This is a genomic window from Streptomyces sp. NPDC048417, assembly GCF_040651615.1.
GTDB lineage: Bacteria > Actinomycetota > Actinomycetes > Streptomycetales > Streptomycetaceae > Streptomyces.
This window is the reverse complement of sequence record NZ_JBEZKI010000005.1, coordinates 88,547-112,264: the sequence shown is the minus strand read 5'-3', so window position 1 is coordinate 112,264 and position 23,718 is coordinate 88,547. Positions and strand designations below refer to the sequence as shown.

The window sequence follows — 23,718 nt, the reverse complement described above, 5'->3', positions numbered from 1 at the left end:
GCACAGGTCCCTTTTCGGCGTCCGGGTACGCGACGCCCGGGCTACTTCTTCGGGGGCACGGCCGGGATGTCGAGCAGCGGCAGGCGCAGCGCGCCGAAGGCCTCCGCCGGGACCGCGGGGCGGTGCGGCTCGACCGGCCGGAGGCGCTCGTACGCCTCGCCCTGCCGTGGCCGCGGGTCCGCCTCACCCTTGTTGGGCCAGTACGACATCGCGCGCTCGGCCTGCGCGGTGATGGTGAGGGACGGGTTCACGCCCAGGTTCGCGGAGACGGCGGCGCCGTCCACGACCGAGATGCCCGGGTGGCCGTAGAGCCGGTGGTACGGGTCGATGACCCCGGTCTCGCGCGAGTCGCCGATCGGGCAGCCGCCGAGGAAGTGCGCGGTGAGCGGGGTGCCCATCAGCTCGCCGACGTTGCTGCCGGCGAAGCCGTTGATCTCGGCGGCCAGCACGGTGGCCGCCTGAGAGGCGGCCTTGATCTGCTTGGGGTTGGGGGCGCCGTGGCCCTGCCGGGCGGTGAGCAGGCCCTTGCCGACGCCGTCCGGTTTCAGGTACGTCGTCAGGGAGTTGTCCAGCGACTGCATCACCAGGCCGATGATGGTCCGCTCCGACCAGCGCCGGTTGGAGAGCGAGCGCAGCACGAGGAGGGGGTGGCGGGCCGCGTTCGCCAGCCAGCCGAGGACGCGGGAGGAGCCCTCCGCGTACGGCACCTGGAGGATGGACATGCCGCCCATCGCGTTGGAGCCCTTGCCGTAGCGGACCGGCTCGATGTGCGTGTTCTCGTCCGGGTGGATCGAGGACGTGATGGCGACGCCCCGGGTGAAGTCGGCCTTCGGGGTGCCGTGGGCCCTGCGGTAGCGGCGGTCGTCGGTCTGGGCGCCGACCAGGGCCTCGGAGTTGGTACGGGTCAGGTCGCCCAGCCGGTCGGAGAGGTACGGCAGTTGGCCGCCGGCCTTCATCCGGTGCAGCAGGGTCTGGGTGCCGTAGGTGCCGGCCGCGACGACGACCCGGCGCGCCTTGAGGATCCGGCCCTTCGCCTTCCTGTCGTCGGTGGGGAGGGTCGCGACCGCGTAGCCGCCCTGGGAGTCGTCGGTGACGGAGACGACGGTGGTCATGGCGTGCACGACCGCGCCCGCCTGTTCGGCGAGGTGCAGGTAGTTCTCGTTGAGGGTGTTCTTCGCGCCGTGCCGGCAGCCGGTCATGCACTCGCCGCACTCGGTGCAGGCGTTGCGGGCCGGGCCGGCGCCGCCGAAGTAGGGGTCGGAGACCTGGTCGCCGGGCGCGGCCTTCGCCTCGCCGTCGGCGTCCTTGCCGTCACCGAAGAAGACGCCGACGGGGGCGAGATGGAAGGTGTCGCCGACGCCGAGCTTCTCCGCCGCCGCCTTCAGGTGGACGTCGGAGGGGGTCATCGTCGGGTTGAGCCGTACGCCGAGCATGCGCTGCGCCTGGTCGTAGTACGGCTTCAGCTCCTGCTGCCAGTCCGTGATGTCACGCCACTGGGGGTCGTCGAAGAAGGCCTTCGGCGGAACGTAGAGGGTGTTGGCGTAGTTGAGCGAGCCGCCGCCGACGCCCGCGCCGGCCAGCACCATGACGTTGCCGAGGAGATGGATGCGCTGGATGCCGTAGCAGCCGAGTGCGGGGGCCCAGAGGTAGTTCTTGATGTCCCAGGAGTTCTTGGGGAGGGTTTCGCGGGCGAAGCGGCGGCCGGCTTCCAGGACGCCTACGGTGTAGCCCTTTTCTGTCAGGCGCAGTGCGGTGACGGAGCCGCCGAATCCTGAGCCGACGACGATGACGTCGTAGTCGTAGGTGTCCTGGGGCACGGGTGCTCCTCGTTGAGTGTCGCGTGCGGGTGGATCGTGGTTGCTCGCGCCCACGCGGCGGAGCCGCATATCGATACGGCCCGCGCCCCTCAAGGGGCGCCTCAGCGCAGCCTCAGTGCCTTCATCACCCGGAGGCTGGTGCTCATGAACTGGGCGTACTTCGCGTCGTCCATGCCCAGTGAGGGGGCCATGGGAAGAAGCCTCTGCTGCGCCACGGTCTGCGCCTCCGTGTACTTGAGGATGCCCTCCGAGCCGTGCCGGCGCCCGAGGCCCGAGTCCTTCATGCCGCCCATCGGGGACTGGACGCTGCCGTAGGCGGGGGCGTAGCCCTCGTTGACGTTGACCGTGCCGGTGCGCAGGCGGGCGGCGACCTCGCGGCCATGGCCGCCGTTCTTCGTCCAGACCGAGGAGTTCAGGCCGTACGGGGTCGCGTTGGCGTGCTCGATGGCCTCCTCCTCCGTCTTGAAACGGTAGAGGGAGACGACCGGGCCGAAGGTCTCCTCCGTGCAGACGGCCATCGCGTCCTCGACGCCGTCGAGGATGGTCGGCTCGTAGAAGTAGGGGCCGATGTCGGGGCGTGCGGTGCCGCCGGCGACGACGGTGGCGCCCTTCTCCACGGCCTCCGCCACATGCCGCGTGACCGTCTCCAGCTGGCGCTCCCCGACCAGGGACCCCATGTCCGCGCCGTATGCGAGGGACCTGCCCAGGCGCATGGCCTTGGTGCGGGCGGCGAACCGCTCGACGAAGGCGTCGGCGATCGACTCGTGGACGTACAGCCGCTCGATGGAGATGCAGAGCTGGCCGGCCGAGGAGAAGCAGGCGCGGACCGCGCCGGCGGCCGCCTTCTCGATGTCGGCATCCGCGAGGACCAGCATGGCGTTCTTGCCGCCGAGTTCGAGGGAGACGCCGACGAGCCGGGCGGCGGCGCCCTGGGCGACCTCGCGGCCGGTGCGGGTGGAGCCGGTGAAGGAGACGTAGTCGGCGTGCCTGACGACCTCGGGGCCGACGACCGGGCCCTCGCCGAGGACGACCTGGAAGACGTCGGCGGGCAGCCCGGCCTCGATGAGGATGTCGCGGGCCCACAGGGCGGTCAGGCAGGTCTCGGTGTCCGGCTTCATGACGACCGCGTTGCCCGCGACGAAGGCGGGGAGCGCGTCGCCGACGGAGAGTTCGAGTGGGTAGTTCCAGGGCGCGATCTGGCCCACCACGCCCCGCGGGTGGCGCAGTTCGGTGACCTTGGTGAGGGTGGGCATGGCGCCGGCGTGCCTCTTCGGCCGTAGATAGGAGGGGGCCTTGCGGCCGTAGTGGCGGGCGGCGACGGCGACGGCCTGCACCTCCTCGTGCGCGTGCAGCCGGGCCTTGCCGGTCTCCAGCTGGATGAGGTCGAGGACCTCCGCCTGCCGGGCCAGGACCAGGTCGTGGAAGCGGAGCAGGACGGCCGCGCGCTGCCGTACCGGCACCTTCGCCCACACGGCCTGTGCGGCGCGGGCCGCGTCGAAGGCCTTGGCCACGTCCTCGGGGGTGGACTCGGGCAGGTCGGCCAGTTTCTCGCCGGTGAAGGGCGTGTGGTTGGCCGTGCGTCCGGAGCCGGCGACGCCCTTGGTGAGCTGGGCGACCAGCTCGGGCGTGACCACGTCGGCGGCCGTTCTGGCGCCCGCGGGGGCGGGGGCGAGGGGATTCGTGCCGGTGTGCGCCGGTGCGTGGGCCGGGGCCTGCGAGTCCGTCATGAGCCGCAGGGTATTCGGGAGCGGGTCCTTTGGGTACCCGTGGGTAACCCGGATTCACCGAGTGCACACATTGCGCCAGTGATCACTGGCAGGGAATGTGCTGATCAAGAGGTCGGACGGGGACGGCCGGCGCCGGTCAGCCGCGTTCCGGTTTTTTGGCGAGCAGCAGGCCGAGCGCGGCGAAGGGGGTGAGGCGGCGGGGCTCGGGGGCCGTCGGGAGCGGTGCGGCCGGAGGCGGCGACTGTGCCGGTGCGATGGGCTCCGTGACCCACTTCGGCAGTGCCTCCCCCGCGGCCTCGGCGAGGATCTCGGCGGCCTCCGGGGCGGCCGGCCGGGCCTCCGGGTCGGGGGCGAGGAGCCTGTCCACCAGCGGGCCGAGGGGACCGGTGTCCTGCCCGGTGGCCGCTCGCAGCAGCGCGCCCAGGGACCACAGGTCGGAGGCGGGACCGGCGCCGCGCCCCGCGGCACACTCGGGCGCGACGAAACCGCCGGAGCCGTCGCCACCCTCGCCCTCACCGCCGTGCGGGCCGGTGTGCCCCTGCTGCCCCGCGCCGATACCGAAGTCGGTCAGCACGACCCGCTCGCCCCCGGCCCCCAGGAGAACGTTGGACGGCTTGAGGTCACGGTGCACGATGCCGACACAGTGGGCGGCGTGCAGGGCACCGAGCACGGCGAGCCCGATCCGGGCCGCCTCGGCGGGAGCCAGCGGGCCGCGAGCGGCGAGGGCTTCCTGGAGGGACTCACCCTCCACCAACTCCATGACGACCCAGGGGAGTTCGCCTTCAAGGAGTACGTCGTGAATGGCGACGGCGGCCGGATGGTCGACGCGGGCGGCGGCGCGGGCCTCGTGCAGCAGGCGGTGTGCGGCGCGCTGCCGCTCCTCGTCGTCCGGTTCGCCGGTCAGGCGCGGCTCCTTGACGGCGACCTGCCGTCCGTCCTGCTCGTCCCGGGCGCGCCACACGGTGCCGGACGGCCCGGAGCCGATGGGCTCGGCGAGCCGATAGCGCCCACCGATCAGACGTTCCTCGACCGGCTGTTCGCCGTCTTCACTCATGTCACATGAGTACCTTGCGCACCATGCCCTTGTCGAAGCGGCGCGGTCAGAGGCCCACGGTCGGCGGATGTCGGCGTCACCTCGGCCGAGTTACCCCTTCCGGGATCCTCATTCCCCCGCGAACGTGTCCACCGCGACGTCGAAGTACTCCCGTGCCTCCCGTACCTTCCCGACCGGCGCGGACACCCACACGTCGTACATCCGGCCGTCCTGCTCCCAGCAGAGGTCGTAGGTGTGCCGGGGGCCCTCCGTCGCACTGAAGCCCTTCCAGGTGAACTCCCAGAAGGCGGCGGGGTGCCCGGAGCGGGTGGTGTCGGTGACCCGGCCGTCGTGGTAGCCGGGGTTCGTGCTCGGCCCGTCCGCCGCCGCGCGCCGCATCGCCGTCCCCGGTCCGCCGGTCTGCGGCTCGGAGACCTTGATGCCGAGCCGGAAGGTCTGCCCCGGCGACAGGTAGAAGACGCGCTGGCCCTGCGGGTCGCGGGTGAAGCCCTCCGGGACGGCGAGGGAGAAGCCGGCCGGGTCCTGGACGAGGCGGTAACCGGAGGGAGCGGTGCGGGAGTTGGTGGCCGGGGGCGAGGCCGAAGGGGACGAGGACGAAGGGGGCGAGGTCGAAGGGGACGGCGAGGACGAGGGCGAGGACGAGGGCGGGGGCGAGGTCGTCGTGTGTGACGCGGAGACGGTCGTCGTGCCCCCGGGGGCCGGGGTGCCGCCGCCTCCGCCGCCGTTGAACAGCAGCGCGGCCGCCGACACCCCGGCCCCGGCCATCGCCGCGACCAGCAGCGCGGCGACCAGCACCCCGCGGGGCGAGTACCGGGGCGGGCCGGCCGGTGCCGGGGCCGGCGGCCACGGCAGGTCCCGCTGGGTCGGCGTGTACCCGGAGACGCCGACGCTCTCCGTCGTACTCGCGACCGCCACGGCACCCGTCTCCAGGAAGCCGCGCAGCATCCGCTCGGCCTCCGCCGCGCCCAGCCGCCGCTCGGGATCCCGCTCCAGCAGCCCTCGTACGACCGGCAGCAGCGGCTCCGCCTGGGCCGGTGGCCGGATCTCGTCGGAGACCACGGCGTGCAGGATCCCGCCGAGCGAGTCGCGCCGGAACGGCGACTCGCCGCTGAGCGCCGCGCACAGCAGCGCGCCCAGCGACCACAGGTCGGAGGCGGGACCGGACCGGGAGCCGGACATCCGCTCGGGCGCGGTGTACTCGGGCGATCCCACGAAGGACCCGGTCTCGGTGAGCGTGGTGGCGCCCGCGACCTGGGCGATCCCGAAGTCGGTGAGCACGACACGCCCGGTGGCCGCCTCGACGAGCACGTTCGCCGGCTTGATGTCCCGGTGCAGCACCCCGGCCGTGTGCGCCGTCCGCAACGCGCTCAGCAGGGCGATCCCGATCCGCGCGGCCTCCCCGACGTCCACCGGACCGCTCCGTGAGATCCGGTCGGCGAGCGAACCGCCGTCGATCAACTCCATGACGATGTAAGGCCGTTCACCCTCCTCCACCACGTCGTGCACGACGATGATGTGCGGGTGGTGCAGTTGTGCGACGGCCTGCGCCTCCCGAAGGGTGCGGTCGCGGCGCAGCCGGGCGTCGTCGTCCGGGAGGGAGTCGTCGACGGTGAGTTCCTTCACGGCGACCTGCCGGCCGAGTAACTGATCGGTCGCGCGCCATACGACACCCATCCCGCCCCGCCCGAGCCGCGTTTCCAGGCGATAACGCCCCGCGATCAGACGGACGGCTTCCCCGTCGGTCCCCATGGCCCCATGATGCCGCACCGGACGCCCGCGTTCCGGACGGTGACCGGCCAACAAACGCGCCCGGGACGACGCACGGGAGCGCGCGGTGTCAGCCGGACGTCCCCGGATCCCAGCTCTGCAGCACCCACTTGAACTGTTTGCTCGCGGTCGCCCAGTCCTTCGCCGGTGACGACATGTAGATCGCGTACTCGACGCCCTCCCGCGAGTAGTACGTCTCCTCGATCGCGCGCCGCGGCCCGGCGGCGTTCGCCCCGTCCTTCGCCAGCGCGGTCCAGGTGTACTCCCACACCGACCCGTCCCGGTCCCGGTACAGGTTCTTCTTCATGGTCACGCGGTGGTAGTCGACCAGCCGCTGCAACTGCTGCTCCAGGTCCAGCTGGTGAGCGAGCGCGTCGGAGAAGTCGGGCGAGCTGTCGATGGCGATGCGGAGGAAGTGGCGGCCCTTGTCGGGCGTGTAGTCGATCTGCTTGAGGTCGCCGTCGATGCCGAAGACACTCCGCTTCCAGCCCTTGGGCAGGGAGAGCTTGAAGCCCAACGGGTCCTCCACGGACCGCCAGTCGGTGGGGACCGCGCCGTCCGGCGCCGAGGTCGAGCCGCCGGAGGAGGAACCGGACGTGGCGGGCGCGGCCACGCTGCCGGCGCCGTCGTGCTGCCCGAAGTCCCACTTCTGCAGGGCCACCGCCGCGCCACCGCCGAGCAGCGCGGCCATGGCGACGACGAGCGCGAGCGTACGCAGCCGGCGCCGCCTGGGCTGGACGGCGCCGGAGACGGACGGCGGCCCGATGGTCGTCGCCGCGTCCATGGAGCCGCCCGAGGGGCTCCGGCCCTCGTACGAGCCGCCGTAGGAGCCGCCCTGCGAACCGCCGCCGTACGAACCGCCCGGCGAGCCGCCGTACGGGCTGCCGTACGACGCCGAGTCCCGCGAGCTGTCGTACGAGCCCTCGTACGGCGTGCCGGAGTCCGGCCGTGGCACCTCGGTGATCTGCGACCGCGTCGGTACGTACGCCTGCGCCCCGCTCGGCCGCCGGCCCTCCGCCGCCTCGGCGAGCATCTGCTCGGTCTCTTCGGGGCCGGGCCGCTGGGCGGGTTCCTTGCGCAGCAGCGCGGTGATGACCGGCTCCAGCGGGCCCGCGTTGCTCAGCTCGGCGGCCTCGTCCTCGACGACGGCCTGCATGGTGGTCAGCGGCGAGGTACGCCGGAACGGCGAGCGCCCCTCCACCGCGGTGTACAGCGTCGCGCCCAGCGCCCACAGGTCGGAGGACGGCCCGGGATCGTGCCCGCGCACGCGCTCCGGCGCGAGATAGTCGACGGATCCGACGACTTCCCCGGTACGGGTGATCGTGGTGTCGCCCTCGATCTGGGCGATGCCGAAGTCGGTGAGGAGGACCCGGCCGTCCCGGCCGATCAGGACGTTGCCCGGCTTGACGTCCCGGTGCAGCACACCGGCGCTGTGCGCGGCGCGCAGCGCGCGCAGCACCCACAGCCCGATCCGCGCGGCCTCGCGCGGCTCGACGCGCCCGCGCTCCTTGACCTCGTCGGCCAGCGAGTGACCCTCGACCAGCTCCATGACGATCCACGGACGGCCGTCGTGTTCGAGGACGTCATGGACGGTGACGACGGCGGAGTGGTTGATGCGCGCCGCGGCCCGGGCCTCCGCCCGGGTACGGGCCAGCAGGATGGCCTGGTCGCCCTCGGAGACGTAGAGCGCGGCCGTCAACTCCTTGATGGCGACCGCACGGTGCAGCACTTCGTCGTGGGCGCGCCACACCCGGCCCATGCCGCCGCTGCCGATGATGTCGGCCAGCCGGTAGCGGCCCGCGATGAGCAGGCCCTGCATCTGATTCACGTTGCCCCGCAATGCTCTTGTCAGGGTCAGACTAAGGACCACCCTGCGGTCATGGAACCGGTGGGGTCCCACGGAGACAGCACTGTGACGGTTTTCGCTTTCGCCACGGAAAGTGAACGCAATCCGCGCCCCGGAACGGGAACCATTCGGCTCGCACCGGCGTTGAAAGTCAGCCCGTGTACTTGTATGTCGACGACGCCTGGTCGTAGAGCCGTGTGACCTCGTCCCGCTCCGACTCCGGGCCGCGGACCTGGACGATGTGGTACCGCCCGTCGATCAGGAAGACCATGTTCCGTACGAACAGGTCGCCCTCCTGGCCGTCCGTCCAGGTGAACTGCCCCTCGGCCGACACCTGCCGGCCCACCGTGATGGTCCGCAGCCCGCCCGCCGTGGCCCAGCTGGAGTCCCGGTACGGCTGCAACTCCGACTCCTTGTCCCGCTGGTACGTCATCGGGTCGTTGCCGTAGGTCGCCGCGCTGTCCCGGCCGGCCACGATGATCAGCTCGAACTTCCCGTGCGAGTAGATCACCTGGCCGCTGCCGTTGCGCGGCGTGCGGCTCCAGCCCTTGGCCACGGCGACCCGGAAGCCGTCCGGGTCGTCGCGCAGGGTGAAACCGTCGGCGGCCGTGTCGCCGCCCGTCGAACCGGCGGTGGTCTGCGTCTCGGTGGACGGAGCCGCCGTCTGCGTCGGGGTCGGCGTGGGGGTCGGGCTCGGACTCGGCGCGGGACCGGCCTCGCCGGCCGCGCCCGTCCGGTCGCCGTTCGTCGCGCCGCCGTTGTCGGCGCTGTCCTTCTTCGGCAGGAACAGCATGGCGTACGCGACCACGGCGGCCAGCAGGAGCAGCACCAGCAGAAGCAGCGTACGGCCCAGTCTGCGCGGGGACTTGGCCTCCTGTCGGGCCCGCTTGTGCCGGCCGTGCGGACTGGTCGCCGGGAGCCCGGCCCGGCGCCAGCGCACCAGTTGCCCGCGCCGGCGGACGATCGGCAGCCGAGCCGGGTCGGCGGCGGGCGGGGCGGCGACGACATGCGCGCCGGCGTCCGGCTCGGGCGCGGACCGCACCAGCGAACGCAGCCAGCCACGCAGTTCCTCGAAGTCCAGCCGCTCGGTGGGGTCCTGGCGCAGCAGCGACTCCACGACCGGCCTGAGCGACCCGCACTCCTCCGCGAAGGCGGGCGGCTCCGAGCACACCAGCTGCACCAGCTCGGCCGTCGACTCCTCCGGATACGGCGCGTGCCCCTGCACGGCCCGGAACAGCAGCGCGCCGAGCGCCCACAGGTCGGTGGCCGGGCCGATGGGCGCCGCCAGCTGCCAGTTCTCGTGCACGGGGCCGGCCTGTTCCGGCGCCCAGCGCTCGGTCACCGGCCCGACCACGGTCATCCGCACCTGCCGCGCCCGCTCGGCGGCCAGCGCGGTGGCGGGCCCGCGCCGCCCGGTCACAGCGGCACCCGGCTCGCCCCAACGGGGGGCCTGCGCGGGCACGACCGGCCGTGGGAGGTCGGTGCCGGGACCGACGACGGGCAGTGCGGTGCGCTCCGCGGGAGCCGTGCCGGGGCGGGGCACGGCCCCGTGCCAGGACGAGGGCGCACCGCTCACCCCGTACGGGTCGGCGACCTGGCCGGGCGGCTCACTGCCGCCGGGCCCCTGCACCTGCCCTTGGACGTACGGCGGCTGCTGGGCCGCGCCGTTGGCGTGCCCCGGACCATACGGCGACGGGGCCGCCCCGTTGGCATACGGCGGCTGAGCGGCACCGTTGGTCTGACCCGGGTCGTACGGCGACCGCGGTGGGGGCGTGCCGGTGTCGGCGTCGGCGTCGGCCGGTGGCCGGGCGCCGGGCAGCGCGGCCCGGCCGTTCTGCTGGGCCTCCTGGACCCGGGCGGCGGCCCTGGCCCCCGCCCGGTACGCGGCGATCGCCCCGGCCCGCGCGGCCCGGACGTCCGCACCGGTCTCCAGCGCCCGCCGCTCCACCGCGCCCGTACCGGCTCCGCCCGAACCCTCGTCCGGCCCGGCCCCCGGCAGCCCGCCGGCGGCCCGGGCCTGAATGGCGGCACGCCGGGCGGCCTCGGGATCCGCTTCCGGCACGCCGGGCGCCGGGCGCGCGCCGGTCGTACCACCCGACGCACCACCGATGCTCCCGATGCCCCCGACAGCGAGGGCCCCCGAGCCTCCGGGACCGGCCGGACCGCCGGATGTGGCGGAACCTTCCGCCTCCCCGACCCGCCGGTGGCCGGCGGCCTCCGCGCCGCCCTCTCCCTCCGGCGCCGGCACCGGGTCGTACCCGCACAGCGCCTCTTCCGCCGCCCCGACCGCAAGGCCGGTCAGCATCACCCGGCCGTCGTCGCAGACGAGGACCGTGCGGGCGGTGATGTTGCGGTGCACCCAGCCGTGCGCGTGCAGCACCCGGAGCGCCATCAGCACGTCGGAGGCGACCTCGGCCGCCCGGTACGGCGTCAGCGGCCGCTCGGTGAGCAGGGTCGCCAGCGATCGCGCGGCCACGAACTCGCTGACGATCCACAGCGAACCGCCCTCGGCGAACACGTCGAAGACCTGATCGAGCCGGGGATGGTCGGGGATCCGGGCGGCGGCCTGCGCGGCCTCCACGGCGCGACGCACCGCGGGATCGCTCGGCCGGCGTGTCGCGGTACGGGCGGCCGAAGGCCGACGCCCGCCACGGTCACGGGCCGTGAACCCGTCGGGCAGCCCCTCGGCGTCGAGCACCTCCGCCTCGACCACCTCCGGCAACGGCACCTGCCGGACGTACACTTCCTGCCCGCTGTAGGTGTCGAAGGCCCGGGTCTCGGTGTGTTCGTACTCGTCGGAGGGGGGCAGGGGCAGGCGGTAGCGGTCAGCGAGTACCCGACCCGCGTAGTCGTCCACGTAGCCTCCCCCGGCCGCCCGGTGGTCAAATCCGTTCGTTTCGCGGCCTGTTCCGTACACCTACCTGGATGCGTACGGTCCGCAACCACTCACGATACGTGCCGGAGGCAATTCGCATTGAGGGGATGCGAATTTGTCACTTCGGCTCGAAGCTCGCCGCCAGCGTCTTCCAGGTGTCCTTGCGCAGCTCACTGCTCCAGTCGGCGGCCTTCGCGGTGTACATCAGCGCGTACCCCTGCTTCGGGCTGACGACGAACCCGCGGTCGACGGTCCGGTACTCGGTGCCGCCGTCGACGTAGGTGAACTCCCAGTCCGCCGTGTTCCAGCCGCGGTAGCTCACCGCCGCTATTCGGATCTTCTGGTACTGGGAGCGCACCATGTAACGCTCCTGGTTCTTCCAGTCCGCCACCGGGTCGTCCTTGGGCGTGGTCGTCCAGGCGATCAGCAGCTTCTGCCCGTCGGGCCCGGTGAACCGGTCCCCGGCGGAGCTGCCGGTCTGGAACTTCCAGCCCTTGGGCAGCCCGATCGAGTACCCCTGGTCCCCGTGGTAGGTCCGCACCACCGAGGCGCTGTCACCGCCACTCTTACTGCCACTGGAGTTCGACGCCGAGGAATCGTCGTCGTCCGACTCGTCGGTGTCGCCGGCGCTCCCGGCGGCCGCGGCCGCCGCGGAGTCACCGTCCGCCTGCGTACCGCCGCTCGCGTCCTCCTTGGTGGAGGACCCGCCACCGGACCCCGAACCGGAACTCGCGCTCGTGCTCGCGCCCGAGGAGGCCACTGCCTTGGAACCGCCGCTCTTGCCGCTCCCCTTGTCGTCCCCGTCGCCGCCGCCCAGCGTGAGGGCGAGCACGGTACCGAGCACCGCGAGCACCACCACCACGGCGATGATCACCAGGGTCCGCTTCGGCACCACGTCCGTGAGCGGAGCCCGGGGCACGGGGCGGGGCGCCAGGTCCAGATCCGGCGGCGGCACCACGGGCCACCCGGAACTCGCCTTGCCGGCGGCGGGCTTGGCCCCCGCCGATCCACTGCCGGCACCTGAACCAGCGGCGGAACCGGTGACAGGACCGGCAGCGGGACGTGCACCGCCCGGCGAGCCGGAGACCGGGCCCGGACCGGAAGCGACCGAACCGCCCTTGGCGCCGGCCGCCTCCACGGCGGGGCTCTTCGTCCGGGTCGCGGACGCGGCGGCACTCGCCGATCCCGCGGCCTTCCGCACGGACCGCAGTGCCCCGCGCAGCTTCTCCCCGGCCTCCTCGCCCCGCCTTGCCCCGGCGCCCTTCTCCGCCGGCACGTCCGGCTGCGGAGGCAGCGGCACGACCCGGGTGGCATCCACCGGCAGATCCTCCGGCGCGCTGATCACCGCGTTGAGCATCGCCCGCGCACCGGCGTCGTCCAGCCGCTCGGCCGGGTCCTTGTTGAGCAGCCCGTAGATGACGTCCCTGAGCGGCCCCGCGTTCTTGGGCTCCTCCAGCTGCTCGGTCATCACCGCGGTGAGCGTGGCGATCGCCGAGCCCTTGTCGTAGGGCGGGGCGCCCTCGACCGCCGCGTACAGCAGGCCGCCGAGCGACCACAGGTCGGCCGCCGGGCCGGGCTTGTGTCCGCGGGCCCGCTCCGGGGAGATGTAGGAGGGCGCTCCGACGAGCATGCCGGTGGAGGTGATCGACGGGTCGCCCTCGACCTGGGCGATACCGAAGTCGGTGAGGACGACCCGGCCGTCGCCCTCGGAGATCAGCACATTGGACGGCTTCACGTCCCGGTGCAGGATGCCCTCACGGTGCGCCGACCGCAGCACGTCCAGGATCGCGAGCCCGACCTCGGCCGCGCGCCTGGGCTTGAGCAGGCCGTCCTCCCGGATCGCCTCGGCCAGCGACTTGCCCTCGACCAGCTCCATCACGATCCAGGGCCGGTCGTCCTCCTCGACCACGTCGAAGACCGTCACCGCGCTGTTGTTGCGGATCCGGGCGATCGCCTTGGCCTCGCGCAGGGTGCGCGTGATCAGGCGCCGCTTCTCCTCCTCGTCGATGTTCGACGGGAACCGCAGCTCCTTGACGGCCACCGTCCGGCCCAGGGTCTCGTCCTCGGCGCGCCACACCGTGCCCATGCCACCGCGGCCGAGCACCCTTCCCAGCCGGTACCGCCCGGCGAGAAGACGCTCACTGTTGTCCTGACGAGTCTCCTGACGAGAAGTACCCGCCCGCTCCGCCTCCGACATGCGTCCCCTCATGCAACCCGCCCTGACAGAGCCTTCATTGTCCCTCACCCGACAAGTGCCCAACGCCCAGGGTGCCCCTGACCGCGCATCGGGGCCGGCCGACCGGAACCCCCGGTGACGAAGGCGTCACGCGAGCCGGGATGATGGGCCGCGACAAGGGAGGGACCTGGATGCCGTCGCTTCGGACACTGGTGGCCATACCGGTCTCTCTTGCCCTGCTGCTCGCCCTGGTGACGGTCGGTTCCGCGTCCTCGGCGGAGGCCACGGACCCGCTCCTGTCACAGTTCGTCACCAAAGGCCGGGCACCCGCGGCCGCCCTCCTGGACCGCGACGGCGACGACGTCCGCTACGCGGCCGTCGGCCGGGGCATCGCCCGTGCCGACCACTTCCGCGCCGGCAGCATCACCAAGACCTTCGTCGCCACCGTCGTCCTGCAACTGGCCGCGGAAGACCGGCTGTCCCTGTCCGACCCCGTCGAGCGATACCTGCCGAGGCTGCTACGCGGACGGGGCGTCGACGGGCGGCGGATCACCCTGCGCGCCCTGCTCGGCCACACCAGCGGGCTCGCCGACTTCGCCGACCTCACCCGAGGGGCCGTCCCCCTGACCCCGCTTCAGGCCGTACGTGTCGCACTCGCCCTCCCTTCGACCGGCCTCGGCCGCTACTCGTACTCCAGCACCGACTACGTCGTGCTCGGCATGGTCGTCCGCCGGGTCACCGGTCACTCGTACGCCACCGAGGCGCGGCGCCGCATCATCGCTCCCCTCCGTCTCACCGGCACGTCCTTTCCGGGTGCCCGTGCCTCGCTGCCCGCGCCGCACGGCCGCGCCTACGCGGCCGACGGCTCCGACGTCACCGAGCTCGACCCGCGCGTGGCCGGCGCCGCGGGTGAGCTGGTGACCACGCTCGACGACCTGGACCGCTTCTACGCGGCGCTGCTGGACGGCGAGCTGCTGCCCTCGCACTGGCTGCGCGAGATGCTCAGCACCCGTGCCGCACATGGGGTGTACGGCCTGGGGATCTTTCCTGTGAAGCTGCCGTGCGGGACCACGGTGTGGGGGCACAACGGCCGGATCGCGGGCAGCTATGTGCGGAGTGCTGCCTCGGTCGACGGCCGGCATGTCCTTACGTTCCGCGTGAACACGACGGCGATTGAGGACCCGGACCTCGAACCCGCACTGCTCGCGGCCGAGTTCTGCCCTCGCAGTTGGTAGAACGGCCGGGGACGGAGGAGAGATCCCGAAGCAGGGTCGCTCGATCGGGTGACGTCAGAGGGTCGGATCAGCAAGGCGGACCGGGCACCGCCGAACACCGCCGCCACGACTGACCGCCGCCGCGGCGGCAGGAAAAGACCCACCCGGCGGTAGAAGAACGGACACGGGTGACGGCGGAATGGCGTGAGGCGGAGTCGGGGCGGGGGCCGCCAGGCGCCGCCGCCACCACTGAGCGCCGCCGCGGCGGCAGGAAAAGACCCACCCGGCGGCAGGAGACGGAGGCGGGTGACGGCGGAGGGGCGTGGGGCGGGGCCGGGGCGGGGGCCGCCAGGCGCCGCCGCACGCCACCGCTTTCAGAGGGGTGCGATGTCCGGGGCTCCCAGGCGGGCCGCGTCGGCCGTCTGGTCGTCCGGCTGGAGTTGGGATTCGCGTTCCGCCTCCACCCGCTTCTCGTAGTGCTCGACCTCCCGCTCGATCTGGTCCTTGTCCCAGCCGAGGACCGGCGCCATCAGCTCGGCGGCCTCGCGGGCGCTGCGGGTACCGCGGTCGAAGGTCTCGATGGAGATGCGGGTACGGCGCGTGAGGACGTCGTCGAGGTGGCGGGCGCCTTCGTGGGAGGCCGCGTAGACGACCTCGGCGCGCAGATAGTCGTCGGCGGCCGAGAGCGGCTCGCCGAGCCCCGGGTCGGCGGCGATGAGTTCGAGGACCTCGTCCGCCATCGAGCCGTACCGGTTCAGCAGGTGCTCGACCCGGACCACATGGATGCCGGTGCGGGCAGCGATCCGCGCCCGCGCGTTCCACATCGCCCGGTAACCCTCCGCGCCGAGCAGCGGGATGTCCTCGGTGACGCACTCCGCGACCCTCATGTCGAGCCCGTGCACCGCCTCGTCGACGGCGTCCTTGGCCATCACCCGGTACGTCGTGTACTTGCCGCCCGCGACGACCACGAGCCCCGGCACCGGATGCGCGACCGTGTGCTCGCGCGACAGCTTGCTGGTGGCGTCGGACTCGCCGGCCAGCAGCGGGCGCAGCCCCGCGTACACGCCCTGGACGTCGTCGCGCGACAGCGGCACCGCGAGCACCGAGTTGACGTGGTTCAGCAGGTAGTCGATGTCGGCGCTGGAGGCGGCCGGGTGGGCCTTGTCGAGGTCCCAGTCGGTGTCGGTCGTCCCGACGATCCAGTGCCGGCCCCAGGGGATGACGAACAGGACCGACTTCTCGGTGCGCAGGATCAGGCCGGTCGTGGAGTGGATGCGGTCCTTGGGGACGACCAGATGGATGCCTTTGGAGGCGCGGACGTGGAACTGGCCGCGCTCGCCGACCATCGCCTGGGTGTCGTCGGTCCACACACCGGTCGCGTTGACGACTTGCTGGGCGTGGATCTCGTACTCCCCGCCGCCCGCCACGTCCTGCACCCGGGCCCCGACGACCCGCTCGCCCTCGCGCAGGAACCCGGTCACGCGCGCGCGGTTGGCGGCCTTCGCGCCGTAGGACACCGCCGTGCGCACCAGGGTCGCCACATAGCGGGCGTCGTCCATCTGGGCGTCGTAGTACTGGATGGCGCCGACCAGGGCGTCCTTGCGCAGGGCGGGCGCGACGCGCAGGGCGTGACGGCGGCTCAGGTGGCGGTGGGCGGGCAGGCCCCGGCCGTGCCCGCGGGCCATCGACATCGCGTCGTAGAGCGCGACGCCCGAGCCCGCGTACAGGCGCTCCCAGCCCTGGTGCTGGAGCGGGTAGAGGAACGGCACCGGCTTGACCAGGTGCGGGGCGAGGCGCTCGAGGAGCAGGCCGCGCTCCTTGAGGGCCTCGCGGACCAGGGCGAAGTCGAGCATCTCCAGATAGCGCAGCCCGCCGTGGATCAGCTTGCTGGACCTGCTGGAGGTGCCGGAGGCCCAGTCACGGGCCTCGACGATGCCGGTGTTCAGGCCCCGGGTGGCCGCGTCCAGCGCGGTTCCGGCGCCGACCACACCGCCGCCCACGACCAGCACGTCCAGCTCGCGCTCGGCCATGGCCGCCAAGGACTCCGCCCGTTGCTTCGGCCCCAGTGTCGCTGTCCTCACCGCTGCCTCCCGCTCTGCCGCCATCGGTCATGGCTCGTCGTCGGTCGTCGGTCGTCGGTCGTCGGTCGCATCGGCCGCACCCGGCAGGCGAGGCCCATGCCCAAAGTCTGACCGCGTTGCCCGACTTCAGCCACCACGCGCCCCCAGCCTGTGGACAACGCTCACCGAACCCCCGGAAGACACACGTACACAATCCCACATAACGTTCATATTTACTCCTAGTCTGACATTGCGCTTCGCTCATCCTGTCCACAGGGCTTGCGCACCTGTCCCGCTTCGGTTACTGGGAAGGACGGCCCACGCCATGCCCGCAGACCTCGCCGTCATGGGACTCGGTCCCTACGGCCTGCCCCTCGCCCAGGCCGCCGTGGCCGCCGGCATCCCCACGATCGGGTACGCCACCGGTCCCGAGGCGGGCTCGCTCAGCCCCGCCGAGCTACGCCGGATGCTCTCGGGGGGCTTCCGGGTGGCCAAGGACCCCGCCGAGCTGGGGCGGGTGCGGACGGCCGTGATCTGCGCGCCGACCCCGCGCGGCGCAGACGGCGGGCTCGACCTGAGCCGGGTGGAGGCCGCGGCCCGCACGCTGTCCGAGCGGCTGCGCCCGCACACCACGGTGATCCTGGAGTCGCCGGTCCACCCGGGGACGACGGAGGACTTCCTGCGGCCCCTGCTGGAGAAGGGTTCGGGCCTGCGCGCGGGGCGCGATTTCCATCTCGCCTACTCACCCAGCCGGGTGGATCCCGGCAGCCGCGACTTCACTCCGGCCAACACCCCGAAGGTCATCGGCGGTCTCACGCCCGCGTGCACGGAGTCGGCCGCGGCCTTCTACGGCCGGCTCACCGACAAGGTGGTACGCGCGCGTGGCCCGCGCGAAGCCGAGACCGTGCAGCTCCTGGAGACCAACTTCCGGCACGTCAACATCGCCCTCGTCAACGAAATGGCCGTCCTCTGCCATGACCTGGGCGTCGACCTGTGGGACGTGATCCGCTGCGCGGAGACCAAGCCGTTCGGCTTCCAGGCCTTCCGCCCCGGCCCCGGTATCGGCGGCCACGGGGTCGCCCAGGACCTGTCCGGCGTCGCCGGCCGCGGCCTGCGCATGGTGGAACTGGCCCAGCAGGTCAACAACCGGATGCCGGGGTACGTCGTCCAGCGCGCCGCCGCGCTTCTCAACGAGCACGGCAAGTCGGCCCGCGGCGCACGCGTGTTGCTGCTCGGCGTCACCTACAAGGCCGACCTCGCCGACCAGCAGGCCACGCCCGCCCGTGAGATCGCGATCCGGCTGATGGAACTGGGCGCCTCGGTCAGCTACCACGACCCGCACATCGCGTCCTGGAACGTCCTGGACCGCCCGGTCCCCCGCGCGGACTCCCTCTACGAGGCGGCCGCCGACGCCGATCTGACGATCCTGGTCCAGCAGCACCGGACGTACGACCTCCAGGGCCTGTCGGTGAAGGCACAGCTGCTGCTGGACACGCGCGGGGCGACGCCGACGGGGGCGGCGCACCGGCTCTGAGCGCTCCTCCGCGTGCCCGGCACGGAAATCGCCAGGAGCGTTGTCACAGGTTCCTGTTAATCCCCCCTCACTCGTCGCACAGGTGTGCGTACGTCTCTTTCACCTCGTTGTTCTCGAAGTGATCCACCAGGGGGGATTTTCTGTCATGAGCCAGTCAGCACCACCCACCACCCACCACCACCGCAGCCCCAGTCGCCGCAGCCCCAGTCGCCGTCGCAGCCCCAGTCGCAGCCCGCCGACGGCAACCCGTTCGCCCAGCAGCAGGCGCCCGCGCCGTACGCCGCCCAGCCCGGCGCCGTACCCCCGCCTCCGGCACCGCCCGCGCCGCCCCGGGGCCATGTCGCCCTCGGCGTGGTCGCCTGGAAGGAACAGGCCGACCCGCTGACCTTCCTCTTCTTCGCGATCGCCGGGTGGGCGGCGTTCTCGGGCGCCAGGAAGGCGGCGGCCTGACCGGCTCGCGGCACGCGAAAGGGCCGGTCACCCCACCGGGTGTCCGGCCCCTCGCTCGCCCTCCGGGACCTACCGCTTGTGCTGGCTGTCCGCCACCGTCACCTCGACGCGCTGGAACTCCTTCAGCTCGCTGTAGCCGGTCGTGGCCATCGCCCGCCGCAGCGCGCCGAAGAGGTTCATCGAGCCGTCGGGGGTGTGCGACGGGCCGGTGAGGATCTCCTCGATGGTGCCGACCGTGCCGAGGTCGACCTTCTTGCCGCGCGGGAGCTCCTCGTTGACCGCCTCCATGCCCCAGTGGTGGCCCTTGCCGGGCGCGTCCGTCGCGCGGGCGAGCGGGGAGCCCATCATCACCGAGTCCGCGCCGCAGGCGATCGCCTTGGGAAGGTCGCCGGACCAGCCGACACCACCGTCGGCGATCACGTGCACGTACCGGCCGCCGGACTCGTCCATGTAGTCGCGGCGGGCGGCGGCCACGTCCGCGACGGCCGTGGCCATCGGGACCTGGATACCCAGCACGTTGCGCGTGGTGTGCGCGGCGCCGCCGCCGAAGCCGACGAGCACGCCGGCCGCGCCCGTGCGCATCAGGTGCAACGCGGCGGTGTACGTGGCGCAGCCGCCGACGATGACCGGGACGTCCAGCTCGTAGATGAACTGCTTCAGGTTCAGCGGCTCGTGCGACCCCGACACGTGCTCCGCCGAGACCGTCGTACCGCGGATGACGAAGATGTCCACGCCCGCGTCGACGACGGCCTTGGAGAACTGGGCCGTGCGCTGCGGGGAGAGCGCGGCGGCCGTGACCACGCCCGAGTCGCGCACCTCCTTGATGCGCTGCCCGATCAGCTCCTCCTTGATGGGAGCCGCGTAGATCTCCTGGAGGCGGCGGGTCGCGGCGTCCGCGTCCAGCTCGATGATCTCGTCGAGCAGCGGCTGCGGGTCCTCGTAGCGCGTCCAGAGACCTTCGAGGTTCAGCACGCCGAGGCCGCCGAGCTCGCCGATGCGGATCGCGGTGGCCGGGGAGACGACCGAGTCCATGGGGGCGGCCAGGAACGGCAGCTCGAAGCGGTAGGCGTCGATCTGCCAGGCGATCGAGACCTCCTTCGGGTCCCGCGTACGGCGGCTGGGGACGACGGCGATGTCGTCGAAGGCGTACGCCCGGCGGCCGCGCTTGCCGCGCCCGATCTCGATCTCAGTCACGTCTGTGGCCTTTCCCTCTTCGTTTCAGCGTCTTCCAGTATCGCCGACGGGTACGACAAGGGCGGCCCCGGTGCGCCCGGGGCCGCCCTGGAAAGGCCGTGGTGACTACTTGCGGCTGTAGTTCGGCGCCTCGACCGTCATCTGGATGTCGTGCGGGTGGCTCTCCTTGAGGCCCGCGGAGGTGATGCGGACGAACTTGCCCTTGGACTCCATCTCCTCGATGGTGGCGGCGCCCACGTACCCCATGGTCTGGCGCAGGCCGCCGACGAGCTGGTGCAGCACGTTGGAGAGCGGGCCGCGGTAGGGCACCTGGCCCTCGACGCCCTCGGGCACGAGCTTGTCGTCCGCGGCCACCTCGGCCTGGAAGTACCGGTCCTTCGAGTACGACCTGCCCTGGCCGCGGGACTGCATCGCGCCGAGCGATCCCATGCCGCGGTACGACTTGAACTGTTTGCCGTTGATGAAGAGGAGCTCGCCGGGCGACTCCTCGCAGCCGGCCAGCAGGCTGCCGAGCATCACGGTGTCGGCACCGGCGGCGAGCGCCTTGCCGATGTCACCGGAGTACTGCAGACCGCCGTCGCCGATCAGCGGGATGCCTGCCGCGCGGGCGGCGAGGGACGCCTCGTAGATGGCGGTGACCTGCGGGACACCGATGCCGGCGACCACGCGCGTGGTGCAGATGGAGCCGGGGCCCACGCCCACCTTGATGCCGTCGACACCGGCGTCGATGAGCGCCTGGGCGCCGTCGCGGGTGGCGACGTTGCCGCCGATCACGTCGACGTCCACGCTCGACTTGATCTTCGACATCCAGCCGAGGGCGTTGCTGTTGTGACCGTGCGAGGTGTCGACGACCAGGAAGTCCGCGCCGGCCTCGGCGAGCGCCTGGGCCCGCTCCAGGGCCTCGGGGCTGGCCCCGACGGCGGCGCCGACGAGCAGGCGGCCCTCGGCGTCCTTGGCGGCGCTCGGATACTTCTCGGCCTTGACGAAGTCCTTGACCGTGATCAGGCCCTTGAGGACGCCCTCGTCGTCGACCAGCGGCAGCTTCTCGATCTTGTGCTTGCGCAGCAGCTGGATGGCCTCGGTGCCGGAGATACCGACCTTGCCGGTGACCAGCGGCATCGGGGTCATGACCTCGTGCACGCGGCGGGTGCGGTCGCTCTCGAAGGCCATGTCACGGTTGGTGACGATGCCGAGCAGCTTGCCGGCCGGGTCGGTGACGGGCACACCGCTGATGCGGAACTTGGCGCACAGGGCGTCGGCCTCGGCGAGGGTCGCCTCCGGGCGCACCGTGATGGGGTCGGTGACCATGCCGGACTCGGACCGCTTGACCAGGTCGACCTGGTTGACCTGGTCCTCGACCGACAGGTTGCGGTGCAGCACGCCGACGCCGCCGAGGCGGGCCATGGCGATCGCCATGCGGGACTCGGTCACCTTGTCCATCGCCGCCGACAGGAGCGGGATGTTGACCCGGACGTTGCGGGAGATGCGGGACGAGGTGTCGACCGCGTTCGGGAGCACCTCGGATGCACCCGGCAGCAGCAGCACGTCGTCGTAGGTAAGCCCGAGTGTCGCGAATTTTCCGGGCACTCCGTCGACGTTGGCAGTCATGACACCTTCCCCAAATGGCCTTGAACGGTGCGGATGTCCATGCTAACGGGAAGCACAGGCCCCAAATTCCACGGTACGACTCAGCTTGAGGCTTCGTATGTTCGTACGGAAATGCGCGCCCGCCTGTTCATCGGGGGCCGGGGGGCGGGCGGCCGCTGCTCCGCTACTGCTCCGCCAGGGCCCGCAGCCGGCTCAGGGCCCGGTGCTGGGCGACCCGGACGGCGCCCGGTGACATTCCCAACATCTGGCCCGTCTCCTCGGCGGTGAGGCCCACCGCGATACGCAGCAGAAGGAGCTCGCGCTGGTTCTCGGGGAGGTTGGCCAGGAGTTTCTTGGCCCATTCGGCGTCGCTGCTGAGCAGCGCCCGCTCCTCGGGGCCGAGGGAGTCGTCGGGGCGTTCCGGCATCTCGTCGGAGGGGACGGCCGTGGAGCCCGGATGGCGCATCGCGGCCCGCTGGAGGTCGGCGACCTTGTGGGAGGCGATGGCGAAGACGAAGGCCTCGAAGGGGCGGCCGGTGTCGCGGTAGCGGGGCAGCGCGAGGAGAACCGCCACGCAGACCTCCTGCGCCAGGTCCTCCACGAAGTGGCGGGCGTCGCCCGGGAGGCGGGACAGGCGCGTACGGCAGTAGCGCAGCGCGAGTGGGTGGACATGGGCGAGCAGGTCGTGCGTGGCCTGCTCGTCCCCGTCGACGGCGCGATGGACGAGAGCGCCGATCGTCCCTATGGCGGTGACCGCCTCGTCGTCGCGCATCGGTCCATCGTGCCCTGCGGCCGTCGGCGGTGTGGCACCGCGTCCGTCGTTGTGCACCGAAGCGTTATGAGCAGGTGCGCCGAAACTCATCCCTTGCGCCCTCCCCTTCCGCTCGAACGACTCGTCCCCGAGAGACTCCACACCTCAAGGATGCGGCATCGGCGCCGAAACGAGCAGCGGGCCTCCGGCGATCCGCCTTGCGGACCCCGCCCACCATGAGGTAGGCGGGGGCGTCCGGTCGGTCCGCGGTCCCGCTGCGGCGCAGCTCACCGCCCTGCTAACGGACCAGTCCCCAGCGGAAGCCGAGGGCCACGGCGTGGGCGCGGTCGGAGGCGCCGAGCTTCTTGAACAGGCGCCGGGCATGGGTCTTCACGGTGTCCTCGGAGAGGAACAGCTCGCGGCCGATCTCGGCGTTGGAGCGGCCGTGGCTCATCCCCTCCAGGACCTGGATCTCGCGCGCGGTGAGAGTGGGCGCGGCGCCCATCTCGGCCGAGCGGAGACGGCGGGGCGCCAGCCGCCAGGTGGGGTCGGCGAGCGCCTGGGTGACGGTCGCGCGCAGTTCCGCGCGCGAGGCGTCCTTGTGCAGGTAGCCGCGGGCGCCGGCGGCGACGGCCAGGGCCACCCCGTCCAGGTCCTCGGCGACCGTGAGCATGATGATGCGTGCGCCGGGGTCGGCCGACAGCAGCCGACGGACGGTCTCGACACCGCCCAGTCCGGGCATGCGCACGTCCATCAGGATCAGGTCGGAGCGGTCGGCGCCCCAGCGGCGGAGGACTTCCTCGCCGTTGGCCGCCGTCGTCACGCGCTCGACGCCGGGCACGGTCGCCACCGCGCGGCGCAGCGCCTCTCGGGCAAGCGGGGAGTCGTCACAGACGAGGACGGATGTCATGACCGCCCTCCGCAGCTGATGCGCGTCACCTTGAGCCTCCAGGCTGGTACGGAATCGTCACCTGTGCGGTCGACCGTCTCGGACGCCTGCCCGAGCGCTTGTTGTTTCAACCGCCTCCGCACTCTCAACGACGGTCACTCGAAAGAGTTACGGGGCTGCCTGCCGTCTTCGGCACTCTACGTGAGGGCGCGGACACGGTGCAGACATGGACGTCAGACCCTCAACTTTTCATCACATCCAATGCCCCATTTAGACCTTTTTCTTCCCGTTTCACGGTGTCTGGGGCTAGATTCGCAATGAGTCATATTTTCATCTCTCTAGACCGGAGATGTACGGTCGTTGGCACCGTATCCGCCCAGAACGGCTACAAGGGGTCACGTAATGGCAGATTTCTCCCGCCTTCCCGGACCGAACGCGGACCTGTGGGACTGGCAGCTCCTGGCTGCCTGCCGTGGGGTCGACAGCTCGCTCTTCTTCCATCCCGAGGGCGAGCGCGGGGCGGCTCGGAGTGCCCGTGAGAACTCGGCCAAGGAGGTCTGCATGAGGTGCCCGGTCCGCGCGGAGTGCGCGGCGCACGCGCTGGCGGTCCGCGAACCGTACGGCGTCTGGGGCGGCCTGACCGAGGACGAGCGCGAAGAGCTCATGGGGCGGGCGCGCAACAGGCTGGTGTCGGCGTCGACGACCAGCGGCGACCCCCTCCCGCACACCTGAAAGAGCCGATTCCTCCCGCACATCTGAAAGAACGTTTCTTCAACC

Annotated in this window: 16 protein-coding genes; 3 read left to right on the top strand and 13 right to left on the bottom strand. The window is 72.1% G+C overall.

Annotation, left to right across the window (positions count from 1 at the left end; genetic code table 11):
- Window positions 1-41: 41 nt before the first annotated feature.
- The 7 genes from AB0D59_RS09605 to AB0D59_RS09575 form a co-directional block, all read right to left on the bottom strand.
- Window positions 42-1,817: a GMC family oxidoreductase gene (locus AB0D59_RS09605; RefSeq protein WP_362562892.1), complete on the bottom strand. Its 1,776-nt coding sequence runs from the start codon at window positions 1,815-1,817 to the stop codon at window positions 42-44.
- Between the two features lie 101 nt (window positions 1,818-1,918).
- Window positions 1,919-3,544, bottom strand: a complete 1,626-nt coding sequence (locus tag AB0D59_RS09600) for a succinic semialdehyde dehydrogenase (protein ID WP_362562890.1) — start codon at window positions 3,542-3,544, stop codon at window positions 1,919-1,921.
- 136 nt (window positions 3,545-3,680) lie between these two features.
- Window positions 3,681-4,598 (bottom strand): serine/threonine-protein kinase, encoded by a 918-nt coding sequence (locus tag AB0D59_RS09595; RefSeq protein ID WP_362562887.1) that lies wholly within the window; start codon window positions 4,596-4,598, stop codon window positions 3,681-3,683.
- Window positions 4,599-4,706: 108 nt separating this feature from the next.
- Window positions 4,707-6,347 (bottom strand): serine/threonine-protein kinase, encoded by a 1,641-nt coding sequence (locus tag AB0D59_RS09590; RefSeq protein WP_362562886.1) that lies wholly within the window; start codon window positions 6,345-6,347, stop codon window positions 4,707-4,709.
- 88 nt (window positions 6,348-6,435) lie between these two features.
- Window positions 6,436-8,184, bottom strand: a complete 1,749-nt coding sequence (locus AB0D59_RS09585) for a serine/threonine-protein kinase (RefSeq protein WP_362562884.1) — start codon at window positions 8,182-8,184, stop codon at window positions 6,436-6,438.
- A 178-nt stretch (window positions 8,185-8,362) separates the two neighbouring features.
- Window positions 8,363-11,068 carry a protein kinase gene (locus AB0D59_RS09580; protein ID WP_362562881.1) on the bottom strand — a complete coding sequence of 902 codons (2,706 nt, stop codon included), beginning with the start codon at window positions 11,066-11,068 and terminating at the stop codon, window positions 8,363-8,365.
- A gap of 136 nt (window positions 11,069-11,204) precedes the next feature.
- Complete coding sequence (locus AB0D59_RS09575; RefSeq protein WP_362563515.1) at window positions 11,205-13,283, bottom strand: protein kinase; 2,079 nt, start codon at window positions 13,281-13,283, stop codon at window positions 11,205-11,207.
- A gap of 170 nt (window positions 13,284-13,453) precedes the next feature.
- On the opposite strand from AB0D59_RS09575, the gene AB0D59_RS09570 reads away from it, so the two are divergent.
- Window positions 13,454-14,497 (top strand): serine hydrolase domain-containing protein, encoded by a 1,044-nt coding sequence (locus tag AB0D59_RS09570; RefSeq protein ID WP_362562879.1) that lies wholly within the window; start codon window positions 13,454-13,456, stop codon window positions 14,495-14,497.
- A 353-nt stretch (window positions 14,498-14,850) separates the two neighbouring features.
- On the opposite strand, the gene AB0D59_RS09565 is transcribed toward AB0D59_RS09570, so the two are convergent.
- Window positions 14,851-16,557, bottom strand: a complete 1,707-nt coding sequence (locus AB0D59_RS09565; RefSeq protein WP_362562877.1) for a glycerol-3-phosphate dehydrogenase/oxidase — start codon at window positions 16,555-16,557, stop codon at window positions 14,851-14,853.
- Window positions 16,558-16,861: 304 nt separating this feature from the next.
- On the opposite strand from AB0D59_RS09565, the gene AB0D59_RS09560 reads away from it, so the two are divergent.
- Window positions 16,862-18,070, top strand: coding sequence for a nucleotide sugar dehydrogenase (locus tag AB0D59_RS09560; protein ID WP_362562876.1), 1,209 nt, complete (start codon window positions 16,862-16,864; stop codon window positions 18,068-18,070).
- Between the two features lie 143 nt (window positions 18,071-18,213).
- On the opposite strand, the gene AB0D59_RS09555 is transcribed toward AB0D59_RS09560, so the two are convergent.
- The 5 genes from AB0D59_RS09555 to AB0D59_RS09535 all read right to left on the bottom strand — a co-directional run bounded on the left by AB0D59_RS09555 (window position 18,214) and on the right by AB0D59_RS09535 (window position 22,962).
- Window positions 18,214-18,534, bottom strand: coding sequence for a hypothetical protein (locus AB0D59_RS09555; protein ID WP_362562873.1), 321 nt, complete (start codon window positions 18,532-18,534; stop codon window positions 18,214-18,216).
- Window positions 18,535-18,589: 55 nt separating this feature from the next.
- Window positions 18,590-19,714 (bottom strand): GuaB3 family IMP dehydrogenase-related protein, encoded by a 1,125-nt coding sequence (locus tag AB0D59_RS09550; protein ID WP_362562871.1) that lies wholly within the window; start codon window positions 19,712-19,714, stop codon window positions 18,590-18,592.
- Between the two features lie 105 nt (window positions 19,715-19,819).
- Complete coding sequence (gene guaB, locus AB0D59_RS09545; protein WP_362562869.1) at window positions 19,820-21,322, bottom strand: IMP dehydrogenase; 1,503 nt, start codon at window positions 21,320-21,322, stop codon at window positions 19,820-19,822.
- A 163-nt stretch (window positions 21,323-21,485) separates the two neighbouring features.
- Window positions 21,486-22,073, bottom strand: a complete 588-nt coding sequence (locus tag AB0D59_RS09540; RefSeq protein WP_351693558.1) for a sigma-70 family RNA polymerase sigma factor — start codon at window positions 22,071-22,073, stop codon at window positions 21,486-21,488.
- A 277-nt stretch (window positions 22,074-22,350) separates the two neighbouring features.
- Window positions 22,351-22,962, bottom strand: coding sequence for a response regulator transcription factor (locus AB0D59_RS09535; RefSeq protein WP_003948568.1), 612 nt, complete (start codon window positions 22,960-22,962; stop codon window positions 22,351-22,353).
- 381 nt (window positions 22,963-23,343) lie between these two features.
- Here AB0D59_RS09535 and AB0D59_RS09530 point away from each other — a divergent pair, with 381 nt between their 5' ends.
- Window positions 23,344-23,673: a WhiB family transcriptional regulator gene (locus AB0D59_RS09530; RefSeq protein WP_351693561.1), complete on the top strand. Its 330-nt coding sequence runs from the start codon at window positions 23,344-23,346 to the stop codon at window positions 23,671-23,673.
- Window positions 23,674-23,718: the final 45 nt, after the last annotated feature.

Bases quoted from the DNA above. Each gene is read 5' to 3' on its own strand.
- AB0D59_RS09600 (WP_362562890.1), bottom strand. From the start codon at position 3,544: ATGACGGACTCGCAGGCCCCGGCCCACGCACCGGCGCACACCGGCACG.
- AB0D59_RS09540 (WP_351693558.1), bottom strand. From the start codon at position 22,073: ATGCGCGACGACGAGGCGGTCACCGCCATAGGGACGATCGGCGCTCTC.
- AB0D59_RS09595 (WP_362562887.1), bottom strand. From the start codon at position 4,598: ATGAGTGAAGACGGCGAACAGCCGGTCGAGGAACGTCTGATCGGTGGG.
- AB0D59_RS09560 (WP_362562876.1), top strand. From the start codon at position 16,862: ATGCCCGCAGACCTCGCCGTCATGGGACTCGGTCCCTACGGCCTGCCC.
- AB0D59_RS09575 (WP_362563515.1), bottom strand. From the start codon at position 13,283: ATGTCGGAGGCGGAGCGGGCGGGTACTTCTCGTCAGGAGACTCGTCAG.
- AB0D59_RS09535 (WP_003948568.1), bottom strand. From the start codon at position 22,962: ATGACATCCGTCCTCGTCTGTGACGACTCCCCGCTTGCCCGAGAGGCG.
- AB0D59_RS09590 (WP_362562886.1), bottom strand. From the start codon at position 6,347: ATGGGGACCGACGGGGAAGCCGTCCGTCTGATCGCGGGGCGTTATCGC.
- AB0D59_RS09570 (WP_362562879.1), top strand. From the start codon at position 13,454: ATGCCGTCGCTTCGGACACTGGTGGCCATACCGGTCTCTCTTGCCCTG.
- guaB (WP_362562869.1), bottom strand. From the start codon at position 21,322: ATGACTGCCAACGTCGACGGAGTGCCCGGAAAATTCGCGACACTCGGG.
- AB0D59_RS09585 (WP_362562884.1), bottom strand. From the start codon at position 8,184: ATGCAGGGCCTGCTCATCGCGGGCCGCTACCGGCTGGCCGACATCATC.
- AB0D59_RS09530 (WP_351693561.1), top strand. From the start codon at position 23,344: ATGGCAGATTTCTCCCGCCTTCCCGGACCGAACGCGGACCTGTGGGAC.